General features: G+C 73.0%; 11 protein-coding genes. 7 read left to right on the plus strand and 4 right to left on the minus strand.

What is annotated here, in order from left to right; translation table 11 throughout:
• Positions 1-61: 61 nt before the first annotated feature.
• Entirely contained in the window at positions 62-1,954 is a 1,893-nt protein-coding gene (locus ABZX65_RS30420; RefSeq protein WP_355347105.1) for an AAA family ATPase, read from the minus strand.
• A 447-nt stretch (positions 1,955-2,401) separates the two neighbouring features.
• Positions 2,402-3,001, minus strand: a complete 600-nt coding sequence (locus ABZX65_RS30425; RefSeq protein WP_355347108.1) for a hypothetical protein — start codon at positions 2,999-3,001, stop codon at positions 2,402-2,404.
• 121 nt (positions 3,002-3,122) lie between these two features.
• Between ABZX65_RS30425 and ABZX65_RS30430 the strand changes: the two genes are divergently transcribed.
• The 6 genes from ABZX65_RS30430 (at position 3,123) to ABZX65_RS30455 (ending at position 12,098) form a co-directional block, all read left to right on the plus strand.
• Positions 3,123-4,265, plus strand: coding sequence for a Xaa-Pro peptidase family protein (locus tag ABZX65_RS30430; RefSeq protein ID WP_355347111.1), 1,143 nt, complete (start codon positions 3,123-3,125; stop codon positions 4,263-4,265).
• A 147-nt stretch (positions 4,266-4,412) separates the two neighbouring features.
• On the plus strand, positions 4,413-5,822 hold the full coding sequence (locus tag ABZX65_RS30435) for a C39 family peptidase (RefSeq protein ID WP_355347114.1): 1,410 nt from the start codon (positions 4,413-4,415) through the stop codon (positions 5,820-5,822).
• A 261-nt stretch (positions 5,823-6,083) separates the two neighbouring features.
• Positions 6,084-7,334, plus strand: coding sequence for a carbohydrate-binding protein (locus tag ABZX65_RS30440; protein ID WP_355347117.1), 1,251 nt, complete (start codon positions 6,084-6,086; stop codon positions 7,332-7,334).
• 353 nt (positions 7,335-7,687) lie between these two features.
• Positions 7,688-8,503 carry an SAM-dependent methyltransferase gene (locus ABZX65_RS30445; RefSeq protein WP_355347121.1) on the plus strand — a complete coding sequence of 272 codons (816 nt, stop codon included), beginning with the start codon at positions 7,688-7,690 and terminating at the stop codon, positions 8,501-8,503.
• Complete coding sequence (locus tag ABZX65_RS30450; protein WP_355347124.1) at positions 8,500-10,689, plus strand: EAL domain-containing protein; 2,190 nt, start codon at positions 8,500-8,502, stop codon at positions 10,687-10,689. Before ABZX65_RS30445 ends, ABZX65_RS30450 begins: the two co-directional genes overlap by 4 nt.
• A gap of 152 nt (positions 10,690-10,841) precedes the next feature.
• The gene (locus ABZX65_RS30455) at positions 10,842-12,098 is read left to right on the plus strand and encodes an SLC13 family permease (RefSeq protein WP_355347213.1); all 1,257 of its coding nucleotides are present in this window, start codon (positions 10,842-10,844) and stop codon (positions 12,096-12,098) included.
• A 15-nt stretch (positions 12,099-12,113) separates the two neighbouring features.
• Here the strand turns inward: ABZX65_RS30455 and ABZX65_RS30460 are convergent, their stop codons facing one another.
• Positions 12,114-13,787, minus strand: coding sequence for a protein kinase (locus ABZX65_RS30460; protein WP_355347127.1), 1,674 nt, complete (start codon positions 13,785-13,787; stop codon positions 12,114-12,116).
• Between the two features lie 1,097 nt (positions 13,788-14,884).
• Here ABZX65_RS30460 and ABZX65_RS30465 point away from each other — a divergent pair.
• Entirely contained in the window at positions 14,885-16,096 is a 1,212-nt protein-coding gene (locus ABZX65_RS30465) for an acyl-CoA dehydrogenase family protein (protein WP_355347130.1), read from the plus strand.
• Between the two features lie 51 nt (positions 16,097-16,147).
• On the opposite strand, the gene ABZX65_RS30470 is transcribed toward ABZX65_RS30465, so the two are convergent.
• The gene (locus ABZX65_RS30470) at positions 16,148-16,600 is read right to left on the minus strand and encodes a hypothetical protein (protein WP_355347133.1); all 453 of its coding nucleotides are present in this window, start codon (positions 16,598-16,600) and stop codon (positions 16,148-16,150) included.
• Positions 16,601-16,853: the final 253 nt, after the last annotated feature.

Here is a 16,853-nt window from a genome sequence, read left to right on the forward strand (position 1 = left end):
GCGAAGCCGCTGAAGACGCGGTCCGCACGCCCCTTCCGGATCTCGTCCCGGCGGCCCGGTACTACTCGACCGGGTCGGTCGGGGTCGCTCCGGGCCCGCGCCCGGAGAGGACTTCGCCGTACGCCTGCATGAGATCGGGCAGGCGCACGGTGGACAATTCGTCGCGGCTCGGTGAGGCCGGGTACTCGGACAGCCGCAGGTCCCGGTAGGCGCAGCTCTTCTCGTACAGGGTGCGCAGCAGCCGTCCGTTGCCCAACTCGTCGATCCAGCCCTGGTCCACCACGTGCCCCGCGATGGCCTTCAGCTCCTCCAGCGCCTCCTCGTCCCAGCGGTCGCCGTTCTCCGCGGCGAGGACTTCACCGATCCGGGTGAGTTCCAGCGGCCGGTAGCTGGGGAAGTCGACGCGGGTGGTGAAGCGGGAGCTGAGTCCGGGGTTGGCGGCCAGCAGCCGGTCCATCCCCTCGGGGTAACCCGCGAGGATGACCACGAGCCGGTCGCGGTTGTCCTCGGCGCGCTTGAGCAGCACCTGAAGCGCCTCGTCGCCGTACGCGTCGCCCTTGCTGTAGCCGGAGTTGGACAGCGCGTACGCCTCGTCCACGAAGAGCACGCCGCCGAGCGCGGAGTCGATCAGCTCATTGGCCTTCACCGCGGTCTGGCCGAGGAATTCGCCGACCAGATCGGAGCGTTGGGCCTCCACCAGGTGGTCGCCGCCGAGCAGTCCGAGCGCGTAGAAGACCCGGCCGAGGATGCGGGCGACGGTGGTCTTGCCGGTGCCGGAGGGCCCGGAGAAGACGAAGTGCCGTTTCGGCGGCTGCACCGGCAGGCCCTGCCCGGCCCGCAGCCGGGCCATCCGCAACTGCGCGGACAGCGCCTTGACCTGGCGCTTGACCGGCTCCAGACCGACCATCCTGTCCAGTTCCGCCAGCGCCTGGGTGAGCAGCACCGGGTCGGAGCCGCCCATCGGGACCTGCACCGGCAGCGACCCGCCGAGCGGGGCGGCGGACCGGTCGCGTACGTCGTCGTCCAGCGGGCCCGCGGACAGCAGCGACTCGTCGGGCTCCGGTCCCGGACCGCGGCCCTCGCCGGGGTCGGCCAGCAGCGCGGACTCCATGTCGGCGCCGCCCTCCGGCATCGCCTGCCCGGTCCCGGCCAGCGACACGGCCGCCAGCCCCACGCCCTCGTCGAGGCCGTCGTCGGTCTCGTGGATCGCGGCCAGCCGGGCGGAGGTGTCCATGAAGGCGGGGTCGACGCGGTGCACCGCCCGGTAGAGCGGCACGGCCGCCGCCGTACGCCCGGTGCCCTCGTACGCGCGGGCCAGCCAGTAGCGCAGCTCCTTGCGCTGCGGCTGCTCGCTGCGGCAGCGCATCAAGGCGGCGGCCAGCAGCGGCTCGGCCTGGCCGCACATCTCCAGCCTGACCCTGGCCATGCCGCCGAACAGCCCGGCCTCGATGCCGAGTACGGGATCGCCCAGCAGCGGCTCGGTGTGCCGGACCAGCCGCTCCCAGTCCTTGACGAGATAGGCGCGGCAGGCGTGCAGGAAGCGGACCTGCGGATCGGTGTCGACCGGCGGGCAGTCCGCCAGGGCCCGGTCCAGCTCGGCGACATGGCGGCCGTCCAGCCAGTGCGAGGCGTGCGCCAGCAGCAGGTCGCGGCTGGTCTCCAGCACCGGCTGCACCCACCAGCCCAGCCAGTACCAGGAGTTGAGGGTCCTGCGGTGGGCGGCTCGCTGCTCGCCGAAGCGGTCGCGGTGCCGGTACATCTGGAGCAGCGCGGTGGCGGTGTCGGCGCGCAGCGCGTGCAGCCCGAGCCAGGCGTCCGCCATGCCGGGGTCGATCCGGACCGCGGTCCTGAACTCCTCCTCGGCCTGGACGTAGGCGCCCATCGTGTACGCGTCGACGCCGCGCAGCCAGGCGAGATCGGCCGGGGCGCCCGGACGCTCGGTGCCGAAGTCCATCAAGTCCCCACCAATCGTTCCCCCGCGCCGCACTGTCGCCCGCTGTCCCAACCCGTGCGCACCGGGCGGGAGTTGGGACAGGCGACAGTCCACCCCCGGCTGCCGGTCCGCCCTTTTCGCATCGTACCCGCGATGTCCCGCGGGCCGTAGGGTGCCGTGACCTGGGGGACAGCGGGAATCCGCGCGAGCGCGGGGAACTCGGCCCCGACGTACGGCCGTCGGGCGGTGACCGTGAGTGAGAAAAACCGGCTCTCGACGGGCCGATTCCGGCCCGGAGACAGGGCAGAGCCCCCGGTCACGGGGGAACAACCGGGGGCTCCGCGTCTTGTCAACGGCCGTCTCCGGCCGCTTGTTGAAAACGTAAGTGCTGGATACCCGGCCGGTCAAGCGGTGTTGACGGACGTGTGCCCGGCGGCGGGGGAGTGGCGGCGGGCTGCCGCCGAGCCGTCACTCCCGGTGATCGCGGGCGGGGTTCGGGACGGCCCGGCAGCCGTCGGCGTCGTCGGTCTGGCGCACCAGAAGGTCGGCGAAGGGGCGGGACGGATCGGCGGCGAAATGCGCGTCCTCCGCGCGAGTCCAGCCGGTCCAAAAATGCGCCAGTTCCGGTCCGTCGCGCAGCAGTCCGCGCTGCCGCGCGGTCGCCGGCGGTACCTCCAGCCACAGCAGCAACGCCAGATACGGGCGCAGCGCTTGCCGCCCGCTGCCGACGCCGTCCAGCAGCACGACGGGCGCGGCCGGGATCTCCCGCTCGCCCGCGAAACGGCGCGCCGTCCAGTCGTACACCTGATGCCGGGCGGCCCTTCCCTCGCTCAGCGGCGTCAGCACCTGTTCGACCAGGCGGCCGGTCCACTCGAACGGCTCCTCGTGCGTGGCCAGGTCGTCCAGATGGACGACGGGTGCGCCGCCCAGCTCCGCCGCCAGCCGCCCGGCCAGCGTGCTCTTGCCCGAGCCCGCGTGCCCGTCCACGGCGATCAGCCGCGTCCGCCCGCAGGACGGCTCCGCCCCGTCGAGCAGCCGCCCCAGCTCCCGTACCGTCAGTCCGTTCACCCCCCGACCTTACGGCGGGCCCCGCCCGGCGGCCCGCGCGCCGTCGCGTGGCCGGGGGCTCGGGGCCGCTGACCCGCCACCGCTGCACGCGCCGCCGGGGGCGCCCCGGTACGGTGCGAAGGTGACCCACTCCGAGAGCGGCGGCGCAGCCGCATCCGTGCTGTACACCTCCGAGCGCCTGGCGAGGGCGCGTGCCGAGGCCGAAACGGCGGGCGTCCAGGCCCTGCTGGTGGCGCCCGGCGCGGACCTGCGCTACCTCACCGGGTATCAGGCGCTGCCGCTGGAGCGGCTGACGTGCCTGGTGGTGCCGGTGGAGGGCGAGCCCTTCCTGGTGGTGCCGCGGCTGGAGAAGCCCGCCGCGCAGGCGTCGCCCGCCGGCGGGCTCGGCATCGAGATCGTCGGCTTCGACGAGACCGACGACGCGTACGCGCTGATCGCCCGGCGGCTGCCCGCCGCGGTGGCCCGCTTCGCCGTCGACAACCACATGTGGGCGGAGAAGCTGCTCGCCTTCCGGGCCGCGCTCCCGGACGCCGAGGCCGTCCTCGCCGGTGACGTGCTGGCGGAGCTGCGGATGCGCAAGACCCCGGCGGAGATCGCGGCGCTGCGCCGCGCGGGCGCGGCGATCGACCGGGTGCACCGCAGGATCGGCGAGTGGCTGGTGCCCGGCCGCACCGAGCGCGAGGTCGCCAAGGACATCGCGGACGCCATCATCGAGGCGGGCCACGAGCGGGTCGACTTCGTGATCGTCGGCTCGGGGCCGAACGGCGCGAGCCCGCACCACGAGGTGTCCGACCGCGTGATCAGGGCGGGCGACCCGGTGGTGATCGACATCGGCGGCACCACCGCGGAGGGTTACTGCTCGGACTCCACCCGCACCTACGCCGTGGGAGAGCCGCCCGCCGCCTTCCGCGAGCTGTACGACGTGCTGCTGCGCGCCCAGACCGCGCAGACCGCGGCGGTCCGGCCCGGTGTCACCGCGGAGGAACTGGACGCCGTCGGCCGGGACATCATCACCGACGCGGGCTACGGCGAGCACTTCATCCACCGCACAGGACACGGCATCGGCCTGGACACCCACGAGGAGCCGTACATCGTGGCGGGCAGCAAACGCCCCCTCGAGCCGGGAATGGCGTTCTCCGTGGAACCGGGCATCTATCTGCCCGACACCTTCGGCGCCCGCATCGAGGATATTGCCGTCTGTACGGAAAGCGGTGGCGAGCGGCTCAATCTGACAGGGCGTGACCTGGTGGTTCTTCCCTGTTGAGCGCCAGTGGTCCAGTCCAATATTGTTCCCGGCGCGCGGCCGGAAACCCTGGTGGAAACGGCCGGTGAACGACGATAGTTGGGGCCACCTGTCATGCACTCGTAGGAGCGGGCAGGAATTCCCGATCACATCGAGGGGAACACCGCCATGACCAGACCCGCGCCCCGGCGTGCCGTACTGACCGCCGCGCTCGCGGCGGCCGCGGCCACCGCGACCGCGTCCGCGCAGTCCGCCTCCGCCGCCCCGGCCACCGCCTCCGGCGCGGCCGTTCCCGACGCCGCGCGACACCAGGCAGGCGGCGGCACGCCCGACGCCGCCCCCGTCGACTACCACGGCTGGACCTCGCTGCCCGACTGGCTGTTCGGCACCCACCGCGGCACGCTGCCGCTGCCGGGCCGCCGGCCCGGCGTGGTCATCGGCCGCGCCACCGGCACGCTCGACTACACCGACCCGCACACCGGCACCACCGCGACATGGGAGTCGGCCACCTGGACCTCGCCGGTCCGCCGGGTGCCGCACCCCGCGAGCGAGCTGATCGCGTCCTGGAACGCGCACACCCCCGCGGGCACCTGGATCCAGATCGAACTGCTCGGCACCTACACCGACGGCACCGCGACCCCGGCGTACGTCATGGGCCGGTGGACCGCGGGCGACGGCCCCGAGGACATCCGCCGCACCTCGGTGGACGACCAGACCGACGGCAAGAGCAGCATCTGGACCGACACCTTCTCCATCGACGACACCGCCGCCGGGCCGCTGCTGGCCTCGTACCGGCTGCGGCTGACGCTCTTCCGCAAGCCCGGCAGCCGCGCCACGCCCACCGTGTGGCGGCTCGGCGCGATGGCGTCCAACATCCCGGACCGCTTCACCGTCCCGGCGTCGGTGCCGGGCGTGGCCAAGGGCGTCGAACTCCCGGTGCCGCGCTACTCGCAGAACATCCACAAGGGCGAGTACCCGGAGTACGACAACGGCGGCGAGGCCTGGTGCAGCCCGACCTCCTCGACGATGGTCATCGAGTACTGGGGACGCGGCCCCACGGCCGCCGACCTGGCCTGGGTGAACCCCGCCTACGCCGACCCCCAGGTCGACCAGGGCGCCCGCTACACGTACGACTACCAGTACGAGGGCTGCGGCAACTGGCCCTTCAACGCGGCCTACGCGGCCACGTACAAGGACCTCCAGGGCGTCATCACCCGGCTGCGCTCGCTCGACGACATCGAGCGGCTGATCAAGGCCGGTATCCCTGTCATCACCTCGCAGTCCTTCCTCGCCACCGAACTGGACGGTGCGGGATACGGCACCTCGGGCCATCTGATGTGCATCGCGGGCTTCACCGCGGACGGCGACGTCGTCGCCAACGACCCGGCCAGTTCCAGCGACGACGCGGTGCGCAACATCTATAAGCGCGCCCAGTTCGAAACCATCTGGCTCAGGACCAAGCGGATCAACGCCACCGGCGGCGTCAGCGGCGGCACCGGCGGTGTCGCCTACGTCTACTTCCCGGCGCAGCCGAGCCCCGGCCAGCGCCGCGCGCTGGCGGCGGTCGGCATCGTCTGACATCCGTCCGTCCGGTCGTCTGTCCGACCGGCCGACCGGCCGACCGGCCGTTTCCGGCCCGGCCCCGCTCCTCGTACGCGAGGGGCGGGGCCGGGTGCGTGCGGGGTGCGTGCGGGGGTGGACAGGCCGTCGCACGTGGGGAATTGGACTCGAAGTGGTAGAGACCAATTCGTGGTTTAGTCCAAAGGTCTGGACCAACTATTGACGGGTTCGCGTCACCGCAGGATTCTGTCTGCCACGTTCCCCCACAGGAGGCTAGACGTGAACCGTCTCAAAGCAATCGGCTCGGGCGTGGCCGCCGTCGCCCTGGCCGTGGCCGGGCTCGGTACCGTTGCCGCTCTCGGCCCAAGTCAGGCCAGCGGAGCCACGGTCTCGACGAACGCCCTGACCAACAACTGGTACGCCGCCGCCCCGTATCTGATGCCCAACGACAACAACCCGCCGAGCGCGACCGCCATCATGGACGCGACCGGCCTGAAGGCGTTCCAGCTCGCCTTCATCCTCGCCCCCAACGGCGGTGGGTGCAGCCCCACATGGGACGGGACCAGTGCGGTGTCCTCCGACACCGCGGTGGCGAACGTGATCTCCGCGATCCGGGCCAAGGGCGGAGACGTGTCCGTCTCCATCGGCGGCTACGGCGGCACCAAGCTCGGCCAGGCGTGTTCCGACGCCGCGTCCACGGCCGCCGCGTACCAGCAGGTCATCACCAAGTACCAGCTCAAGGCGATGGACTTCGACCTGGAGGAGCCGGAGTACGAGAACACCGCGGCCGTCGCGCGCGAGATCGGCGCGGCCAAGATCCTCCAGCAGAACAACCCCGGCCTGTTCATCTCGGTGACCACGGCGGGCACCGCGGCGGGCACCGGCTGGTTCGGCCAGCAGATGCTCAACGAGGCCAAGTCGCAGGGCTTCACCCCCAACAACTTCTCGATCATGCCCTTCGACGGCGGCTTCAACGGGGCGGCGTCGCAGACCAGCGCGCTCACCGCCTTCAACGGCCTGCTGAAGACCACCTTCGGCTGGGACACCGCCACCGCGTACGCCCACGAGGGCTTCTCCGGCATGAACGGCCGCAGCGACACCGGCGAGTTCTTCTACCAGGCCGACTTCCAGACCGTGCTGGACTACGCGACCAGCCACGGCATGGGCCGCTTCACCTTCTGGTCGCTCAACCGCGACCGCCAGTGCAGCCCGCCGGACAACAACGGCAGCACCTCGGGCACGTGCAGCAGCGTGGCGCAGAACTCCTGGGACTTCGCCAAGTACTCGGTGAAGTTCGCGGGCGCCACGCCTCCCACCAACCCGCCCACGACGCCGCCGACCACACCGCCGACCACCCCGCCCGGCGGCGGCACCTGCACGGTCGCCCAGTGGGCCGCCTCCGCCGTCTACGTCGGCGGCAACGAGGTGGCGCACAACGGGCACAAGTGGAAGGCCAAGTGGTGGACCACCAACGAGGAGCCCGGCACCACCGGTGAGTGGGGCGTGTGGCAGGACGAGGGCACCTGCTGACCGGCCGCCGACCGCGACCGTCCGACGTTCCGGGGCGGCGACCGCACGGGCCGCCGAACCGCTGTCGGTCGAACTGGTCTGAACTGGTCTGATGCTGTCCGAAAATCTATCGCGGGTCCGCGGCCATCACCGGCAGCGGACCCGCGCTGGTGTGTGCGCGAGTCCGCATCTGCGCGTTTTCGCATATGCACATGCTGGTGGTTGTTGACCAAAAACGGACCCTGGATCTCCGGTCGCGTGTTTCACTCCGAACACGTGATCAGTAGCCTCACAGGGTAGACAGGTGCGCGCCCGTCGGCCGAACCACCGTGTGCGACGCGCCCGTTGAGCCCGATGACCTGGAGACAGCAACCGTGACCGACCGTCCTTCCTGGGCCCCGCAGGGCATCGACCTGACGGTGCCCAGCGTGTCCCGGATCTACGACTACTTCCTCGGTGGCTCGCACAACTTCGAGGTGGACCGGGAGGCGGCGCGGCTGGCCATGCGGGCCATGCCGGGGGCGCCCAAGATCGGCCAGGCCAACCGGGCGGTCATGCACCGCGCCGTGCGCTTCGCGATGGACCGCGGCATCGACCAGTTCCTCGACATCGGCTCCGGCATCCCCACCTTCGGCAATGTGCACGAGGTGGTGCAGCGGGCCAACCCCGACGCCCACGTGGTGTACGTCGACAACGACCCGGTCGCCGTCGCCCACAGCCGCGCCGTCCTGGAGGACAACGACAAGGCGACCATCGCCGCCGCCGACCTCCGCGACCCCGGCTCGGTGCTGGACAACCCCGAGACCAAGCGGCTGCTGGACTTCGACCGCCCCATGGGGCTGCTGCTCGTCGCCGTCCTGCACTTCCTGTCCGACGCCGACCATCCCAACGAGGTCGTCGCCGCGCTGCGCGACGCGCTGGCCCCCGGCAGCGTCCTGGTCGTCACCCACGCCACCCTCCAGTTCGGCCCCGTCCCCTCCGGACAGCGCGGTGTCCAGGCCGTCTACCAGCGCACCGCCACCCCGCTGATCATGCGCACCAAAGAAGAGGTGGAACGCTTCTTCGCCGGCTTCGAACTCGTCGAGCCCGGCGTCGTCCCGCTGCCGCACTGGCGCCCCGAGGCCCCGCTCAGCGACGACGACGACCCCGCCGTACTCCACGGTCTCGCCGGTGTGGGGCTGAAAGCGTGACCGCGCTCCCGGCCGCGGCCGGAAACGAGGGCGCGCACGCGCCCGACGCACGCCCCGGCGACAATCTGCGCAGATTCGCCGCCATTTGGGCACGCGCCATCTACCCGGTGACGGTCACCTCGATGACCCGCGCCGAGTTCGAGGACCACCTGGTGCCGCTCACCCGTGTGCTGAGCGACACCCTCAGGGGCCGCCCGTTCGACCCCCGCCCGGCCGCCGAGGTCGGCACCGCCCTGGTCGCCGCGCACTGCACCGACCCCGAGGCGCTGCCCAGCATCCTCGGCGTCATCGACGCCTACCTCGTCCTGTACTGCCCGCCGGGCCCCGGCCTCGACACCGACGACTGCCGGGCCCGCTGCTCACGCCTCCAGCACGCGGTCGCCGTCGGCTTCTCGCGGGCCCTGCGCGAACGCACCCTGCGCGAGCAGGAGTCCATCATCCGCGCCGCCCTGGACGCCCAGCGCGACGCCGAAGGCGCCCTGGCCGCCAGCGAGGCCCGCTTCCGCGCCGTCTTCGAGGGCGCCGCCCTCGGCATCGGCATCGCCGACCTCGACGGGGAAGTCCTTGAGGTCAACGACGCGATGACCCGGATGTTCGGCAGCGAATCCCTGACCATGCGCCGCAATGTCACCGAGTGGGTCCACAAGGACGACGGCACCGGCACCGGCACCCGCCGGCTCAACGGCGAGCTGGTACGCGGCGAACGCGACACGTACGACGTCGAGCGCGCCTACCAGCGGGTCGACGGCACCATCTTGTGGGCCAACGTCCGGGCGTCCCTGCTGCGCGACGCCACCGGCCGCCCGCAGTACCAGCTCGCGCTCGTCGAGGACGTCACGGAACGGCGCGGACTGCTGCGCCGACTGCGCCACCAGGCGACCCACGACGCGCTCACCGGACTGCCCAACCGCGCCCTGTTCTTCGAACGCCTCGACGCCGCGCTCGACGCCGACCCCGCCAACGGCACCAGCCGGATCGGCGTCTGCTACCTCGACCTCGACGGGTTCAAGGCCGTCAACGACAGCCTCGGCCACGCGGTGGGCGACCAGCTCCTCGTCGCCGTCGCCGAACGCCTCCAGTCCTGCGTCACCTCGCCCGACCAGCTCGTCGCCAGGATCGGCGGCGACGAATTCGTCGCCCTCTACACCGACCCGCCGAGCCTCGCCGCCGTCACCGCGCTCGCCGAACGCATCCTGGACGCGCTGTCCGCCCCCGTCCTGCTCGACGGCCGCGAACTGCCCGTCCACGGCAGCATCGGCATCGTCCACGGCCCCGTCGAGTCCCGGATCGCCGCCGACGTCCTGCGCAGCGCCGACATCACGATGTACCGCGCCAAGGAACAGGGCGGCAACCGGTACGAGGTCGCCGACCCGGTCGCCGACGCCCGCGCCATCACCCGGCACGGCCTGACCAACCAGCTCCCGAGCGCCCTGGAACACGACGAGTTCTTCATCGAGTACCAGCCCCTCGTCGGCCTCGACGACGGCGCCGTGCACGGCGCCGAAGCGCTGGTGCGCTGGTGCCACCCCACCCACGGCATACTCGGGCCCGACCAGTTCATCCCGCTCGCCGAGAGCACGGGACACATCGTCGGCCTCGGCCGCTGGGTCCTGGAGCGGGCCGCCCGCCAGGCGTACGCCTGGCAGAGCGAGCACATCGGCGGCGGTCCGCCGCCACGGGTCAACGTCAACCTCTCACCGATCCAGCTGCACCACCCCGAGCTGGTCCAGGAGGTCTCCCGCGTCCTGGAGGACACCGGCCTCGACCCCGCCTCGCTCTGCCTCGAGGTCACAGAGAGCGCTCTGATCGGCGCCGACGAGGACACCCTCAAGCCCCTGCGGCAGATAGTCGACCTCGGCGTCTCCATCGCCCTCGACGACTTCGGCACCGGCTACTCCAACCTGTCCTCCCTGCGCTGGCTCCCCGTCAGCGTCCTCAAGCTCGACCGCTCCTTCACCCGCGGCATGCGCGGCCACGCCGCCGACCCCGTCGACCTCAAGATCGTCGGCGGCATCGTCTCCCTCGCCCACGCCCTCAACCTGACCGTCACCGTCGAAGGCGTCGAGACCCGCACCCAGGCCGACCATCTGCGCGCCCTCGGCTGCGACACCGGCCAGGGCTGGTACTACGCCCGCCCCGGCCCGCCGGAACGGCTCCACACCCTGTCGCTGGCCGACGCCAGCTAGCCGCCCGGTCCGCCGTCACGGCTCCGCCAGCGCGCGGGGCCGTGAGAAACGACGCACTTGAGTGCGTCGGGCGGGCGTCGGGGCGGAGCCGCGCGGCCCACGTGGTGGAATCAGGCGGTACGCGAGCCCGTGGTCCGTCCGAGGAGAGCCCCCTGAACACCGCCGTCGCGGAGACGATCTCCGCCCTCGCTCTCCTGCTGGTCCTCGGCTTCGCCGTCCTGCGCCCGCGCGGCTGGCCCGAGGCGGTGGCCGCGGTGCCCGCCGCGGGACTGCTCATCGGCATCGGGGCGGTGACGCCGTCCGCCGCCTGGCACGAGACCAGGGAACTGCTGCCGGTCGTCGGCTTCCTGGCGGCCGTGCTCGTCCTGGCGGAACTGTGCGCCGACGACGGTCTGTTCACAGCGGCGGGCGACGCGGTCGCGCGGGCCTGCCGGGGCGAGCCCAAGCGGCTGCTGGCCGGGGTGTTCGTCGTGGCCGCGCTGGTCACGGCGGTGCTCAGCCTGGACGCGACCGTCGTCCTGCTCACCCCGGTGATCATCGCGACGGCCGCGCGGGCGGGTGCCAAGGCGCGCCCGCACCTGTACGCGACCGCGCACCTGGCCAACTCCGCCTCCCTGCTCCTGCCGGTCTCCAACCTCACCAATCTGCTGGCCTTCACGGCCGCCGGCGTGTCCTTCACCCGCTTCGCGCTCCTGATGACCCTGCCGTGGCTGCTGTCCGTCGGCATCGAATACGCCGTCTTCCGCCGCTACTTCGCCGCCGACCTCGCCGTCCGCGAGCACCCGCCGGAGCAGGGCGAGCCGCCGGCCGTACCGGTGTTCACGCTGGTCGTCCTCGGCCTGACCCTGGCCGGCTTCGCGGTCACCTCGCTCGGCGGCCTCAACCCCGCCTGGGCGGCGCTCGCGGGCGCGCTGGTCCTGGGCGTACGGGCGCTGCGCCGCCGCCGGGCGACGGTCCGCGGCCTGGTCGCGGCGGCCGGGCCGCTGTTCTGCCTGTTCGTGCTCGCCCTCGGCGTCGTGGTGAAGGCCGTGGTCGACAACGGGCTGTCCGACGCCGCCGACCGGGTGCTGCCGCACGGCAGCGGCCTGCTCGCGCTGCTCGGGACCGCCGCGTTCGCCGCCGTCCTGGCCAATCTGATCAACAACCTGCCCGCCGTGCTCGCACTGCTCCCGCTGGCCGCCGCGGGCGGCCCCGGCCCGGTGCTCGCCGTGCTCATCGGCGTCAACCTCGGCCCCAACCTCACCTACGCGGGCTCGCTCGCCACCCTGCTGTGGCGGCGCGTGCTGCGCGACCACGGCACCGACTCCGACCTGCGCACCTTCACCCGGCTCGGGCTGCTCACGGTGCCGCCGACGCTCATCGCCTCCACGGTCGCGCTCTGGGCGGGCCTGCGGCTCACCGGAACCTGACCGGCGCCTTCCCCGTCAGCTCCGCTTGGTGAGCGTGCTCGGGGCGCCCTCGGCCTGCGGCCCCGCCTCGATCCGCAGGGTGCGCGCGTCCGTCATGGAGACGGAGTACTCATGCCCTGTCAGACAGGTCAGCGACGAGTCGGGGTCCGTGGGCTCGGCGGCGGTGACCCGCAAGGTCATGGTGTTCCCCCGGACCTGCGCCAGCGACAGCGCCTCCGTACAGCCCCGCTCCGCCCCCGTGCCCGCCTCGGGGATGTTGCTGACGTCCTGGCCGACGGCCTCGCCGCGCGCCCCCGCGTGCAGGGTGAGCGTGACGGTGAACCGGTCGCTGCGCGGCTGGCCGCCGCTGCCGCTCGGATTGCCGGGCCCCGTACCGACCCAGGTGCCGACCCACGAAGCGGGCAGCGCGTCGGCGGGCGCGGAGGTGTGGGTGCTCGTGCTCGGGCCGGGATTCCCGTTGTTGTCGTCGCCGGAGCCGCGCTGCTGGTCGAGGATCACGCCGACCACCACGCACAGGGCCAGCACGCCCGCGACGACCAGTCCGACGCGGGCACCGCGGCCCATCCCCGGCGCGCGGCGCGCGGCACCCCACGGTGCGGGCTGCGGCCCCGAGTACGGCCCGGTGGGCCGGACGGGGCCCGGCAGGGGCGACGGCGTACGCGGCGGCGCGTACGCGGCGTGCGGGGGAGCGGGGGTCTGGCCTCCGGAGCCGGGGCCGCGGCCGGGCGCGGTCAGCGGCGCCGTGGGGGAGTAGGGCGACGGCCCCACGGCGGCCGTCGGGTCCGCCAGCAGCGTGCGGACCCGCGCTTCTCGGCCGCGCAGCTCGTCGGTGAGGCCGGGCGGCGGGACCTCGTGCCACACGCCCGTACGGTGCCCCGCCTCCCGCAGCAGCGCCAGCGCCTCCTCGGCGGTCGGCCGGTCGGCTGGTTCCTTGGCGAGGCACGCGTGGACCAGCGGCGCCACCGCGTCGGGCAGCCCGGTGAGGTCGCCGTCCTCATGCACGATCCGGTACATCAGCGCGGGCGTCGACGGCTCCTCGCCCGGCCGGTTGAACGGGCCGTGCCCGGTCCCCGCGTAGACCAGTACGGCCGCCAGCGCGAACAGGTCGCCGGGCTCGGCGGACGCGCCCGCGGTCGCCTGCTCGGGCGCCATATAGCCGGGGGAGCCGATCACCCCGCCGGTCCTGGTGTGCCGGGAGTCCTCCGCGGCCCGCGCGATGCCGAAGTCGATCAGCAGCGGCCGGTCAGGGCCGAGCAGTACGTTCGACGGCTTCACGTCGCGGTGCGCGAGACCCACCGCGTGCACCGACCGCAGCGCCTCGCAGAGTTCGGCGGCCAGCGACGCCAGGGCCGGTTCCGGCAGCGGGCCGTGCGCCGAGACCCACTCGGCCAGTGAGGGCGCCGCCACGTACTCGGTCGCCAGCCACGGGGGGCGGGTGCCGGGCGGGCTGTAGTCCACCACCGCCACCGTCCACGGCGAACGCACGCGGTCCGCGTGGCGGATCTCCCGCGCGAACCGCTCCCCGAAGCCGGGGTCGAGTCCGAACTCGGACCGTACGGTCTTCAGCGCCAGTGCCCTCCCGGCGGGGGTGCGCGCCAGATAGACCTGTCCCATGCCGCCCGCGCCGAGCCGCGCGAACAGCGGGTATCCGCCGACTGTGCGCGGATCCGTGGCGTCCAAGCTCTCCATGGGCAGCAGCGTAGGGCCGCTCGCGGCCCCGTGGGAGCGTGATCGTACTCATCCGCCTCCGTCGCCGTACTCACCTGTCACTCCAGTCGTGTCTTGCTTCTTTTCCCGCCCACCCGCCCACCCGTGCGGGTGTTTTTTCGTCTGCGGGTGCCGCTTGTGCCTGGTCGGTGCCGGTCCGGGGCACCTCCTCGAAATGCGGCTACCTGGCCTTGCTCATTCGGCACCGTCCCTGTCACCGCATTTCTGCGGGGGCACCCCGGCCCGTCCCCTCCCGGTACGTCGGCGTCCGCCTGTCCGGTGGGGGTGGCCGGGAGGGGGTGGGTGGGCTCGGGTACGTCGGCGTCCGACGGTCCGCCTGGGGCGGATGGGACGGGGTGGGTGGGGGCTCGGCCCCCTGCGCGACCGACCGTCCAGCCGGGGCGGACGAGAAGGGGTGGGTGGGCTCGGGTATGTCGGCGTCCGCGTGTCCGTGGGGGGCCGGGGTGGGGGTCCAAGATTGTGAGGGTGCCCCGGGTGTCTTCCGCCCTGAGGGGGCGCTCTCCGTCGATTCCACGGTGGAGGAACGGCCGGGTGTCGTCACCGGTCTTTGGGACTTTCCTTAGCCACAGTGGACCGTCGGACGCCGACGTGCCCGAGCCCATCCATCCCCCTCCCGCCTACGCGGGCGGGTTGGGGGGCGCAGGGGCCGAGCCCCCACCCACCCCCTCCCGGTAACCCCCACCGGCAGGCGGACGCCGACGGGCGAGGAGGGGACGGGGCGGGGTGCCCCCGCAGAAATGCGGTGACAGGGACGGTGCCGAATGAGCAAGGCCAGGTAGCCGCATTTCGAGGAGGTGCCCCGGCCCGGCACCGACCAGGCACAAGCGGCACCCGCAGACGAAAAAACACCCGCACGGGTGGGCGGGCGGGAAAGACACGACACACTCGCGCCCGTGACGTGGCGCGTCCGATCAGGCATACTCCAACGCGCCAGAACCGCTGATCACCGCGTGCCGCGACCCGGCAGGGGACCATCGGTTCATGGGCACTGCCCACCGACGGCGCCGCCACACCCAGGGCGTGCCGCCGACGCCCCCGACAGGGAGGAGCGTGCCGCGATGTCGCAGCACGGCCCGCAGCCGGTTGTCCGCCACCTGCCCACCGAGGAGGCGCGGGATCTGCTCGCGCTCACCCGGGACCTGGCCCAGCGGGAGATCGCGCCCGCGGCCGCCGCGGAGGAGGACGCGGGCCACTTCCCGCGTGAGACCTTCGCGCTGATCGGGGAGACCGGACTGCTCGGCCTGCCGTACGCGGAGGAGCACGGCGGCGGGGGTCAGCCGTACGAGGTCTATCTCCAGGTGCTGGAGGAACTGGCCGCGGCCCGCCTCACCATCGGCCTCGGCGTCAGCGTCCACACCCTCGCCTGCCACGCGCTCGCGCACTTCGGCGCCAAGGAACAGCGCGCCGAGCACCTGCCCGCCATGCTGGGCGGCAGCCTCCTCGGTGCCTACTGCCTCTCCGAGCCCGCCGCGGGCTCCGACGCGGCCAGCCTGCGGACGCGCGCCGTACGTACCGGCGGCGGCGCGGACGGGGGCGGCGCGGACGGCGACGCCGGGAACTGGACGATCGACGGCACCAAGGCGTGGATCACCCACGGCGGGGTCGCCGACTTCTACACCGTCCTGGCCCGCAGCGGCGGCGACGGCGCGCGCGGCATCTCCGCGTATCTGGTGCCGGGCGACGCGCCGGGCCTGAGCGCCGCCGCGCCCGAGCGGAAGATGGGCATGAACGGCTCGCCCACCGCGCAGGTGCACTTCGACGGCGTGACCGTCCCCGACAGCCGCCGCATCGGCGAGGAGGGCCAGGGGTTCGCCATCGCGCTGGCCGCGCTGGACGCCGGGCGGCTCGGCATCGCCGCCTGCGCCGTCGGCCTCGCCCAGGCCGCGCTGGACGCCGGTCTCGCGTACGTCAAGGAGCGGCGCCAATTCGCCCGGCCCCTGGCCGACTTCCAGGGGCTGCGCTTCATGATCGCCGACATGGCCACCAAGATCGAGGCGGGCCGCGCCCTGTACCTGGCCGCGGCCAGGACCCGCGACGCCGGTCTCGACTTCTCCCGGCAGGCCGCCATGGCCAAGCTCTTCTGCACCGACGCGGCGATGCAGGTGACGACGGACGCCGTCCAGCTCCTGGGCGGCTACGGCTACACGGCCGACTTCCCCGTGGAGCGGTACATGCGCGAGGCCAAGGTGTTGCAGATCGTCGAGGGCACCAACCAGATCCAGCGCATGGTGATCGCGCGCCACGTGGCGGGCCCCGAGTCGCGGAGCTGAGCGGTCGCCCGGCGGCGGGCGGTACCCCGGCGCCCCGGTCGGGGCGCCGGATCAGGCCGCGCGGGGCGCCGGTACCCGGAAGGGGCGCGAGCCGGGGCCGCCCACGTGCGAGAAGGGCTGGGTGCGCCAGTCCAGGGTGTCGGGCAGGACCAGGAGGGTGCCGAGGTCGAGGTCGTGGACCTCGCCGGGCAGGGAGCCGACGAGGGGGCGGGCCTCCTCGACGGGGCGGCCCGAGCCGGAGCAGACGGTGAGGCCGAAGGGGTTCCACGGCGTGGGGCACAGGGCGTGCTCCGGAAGCCGGTCCTCGTCGGCGAAGACCGCGATCGGCCGCGCGCACTCCGGGCAGTCCACCCGGACCAGGTCGAGATCGTCCTCGAACGAGTCATCCGTGTCGTCGGCGTCCGGCAGTCCCGGCAGCAGCGCGAGCGCGAATTCGCGTTCGTGCCCCTCCTCGGGCGCCGGCTGGGTCCGCTCACTGCGGTTGTGGCGCACATGGTTACGCATATTCGCGTCTCCCCCATCGGACGGATGTGCCCTCCATCGGGCCGGCCCGGCGTCAATCCCGCGGCCATAGCGAGCACTTCCCGCCGCGCTACGCGGGTAATCACGCCATCGACCTCATAGGGATGCATGGGGTGTGGCCTTCGTCACATCCCGCCTTTTGCCCGGTCCATGCGCCCTCACCATGCCTCCGCGCACCCCTCGTGCCCCCGCGCGGCATCTTGCGGGAGTGCCGGATAAGGTGCGAGCGGGCGTG

This window comes from Streptomyces sp. NPDC003300, assembly GCF_040610915.1.
Lineage (GTDB): Bacteria > Actinomycetota > Actinomycetes > Streptomycetales > Streptomycetaceae > Actinacidiphila.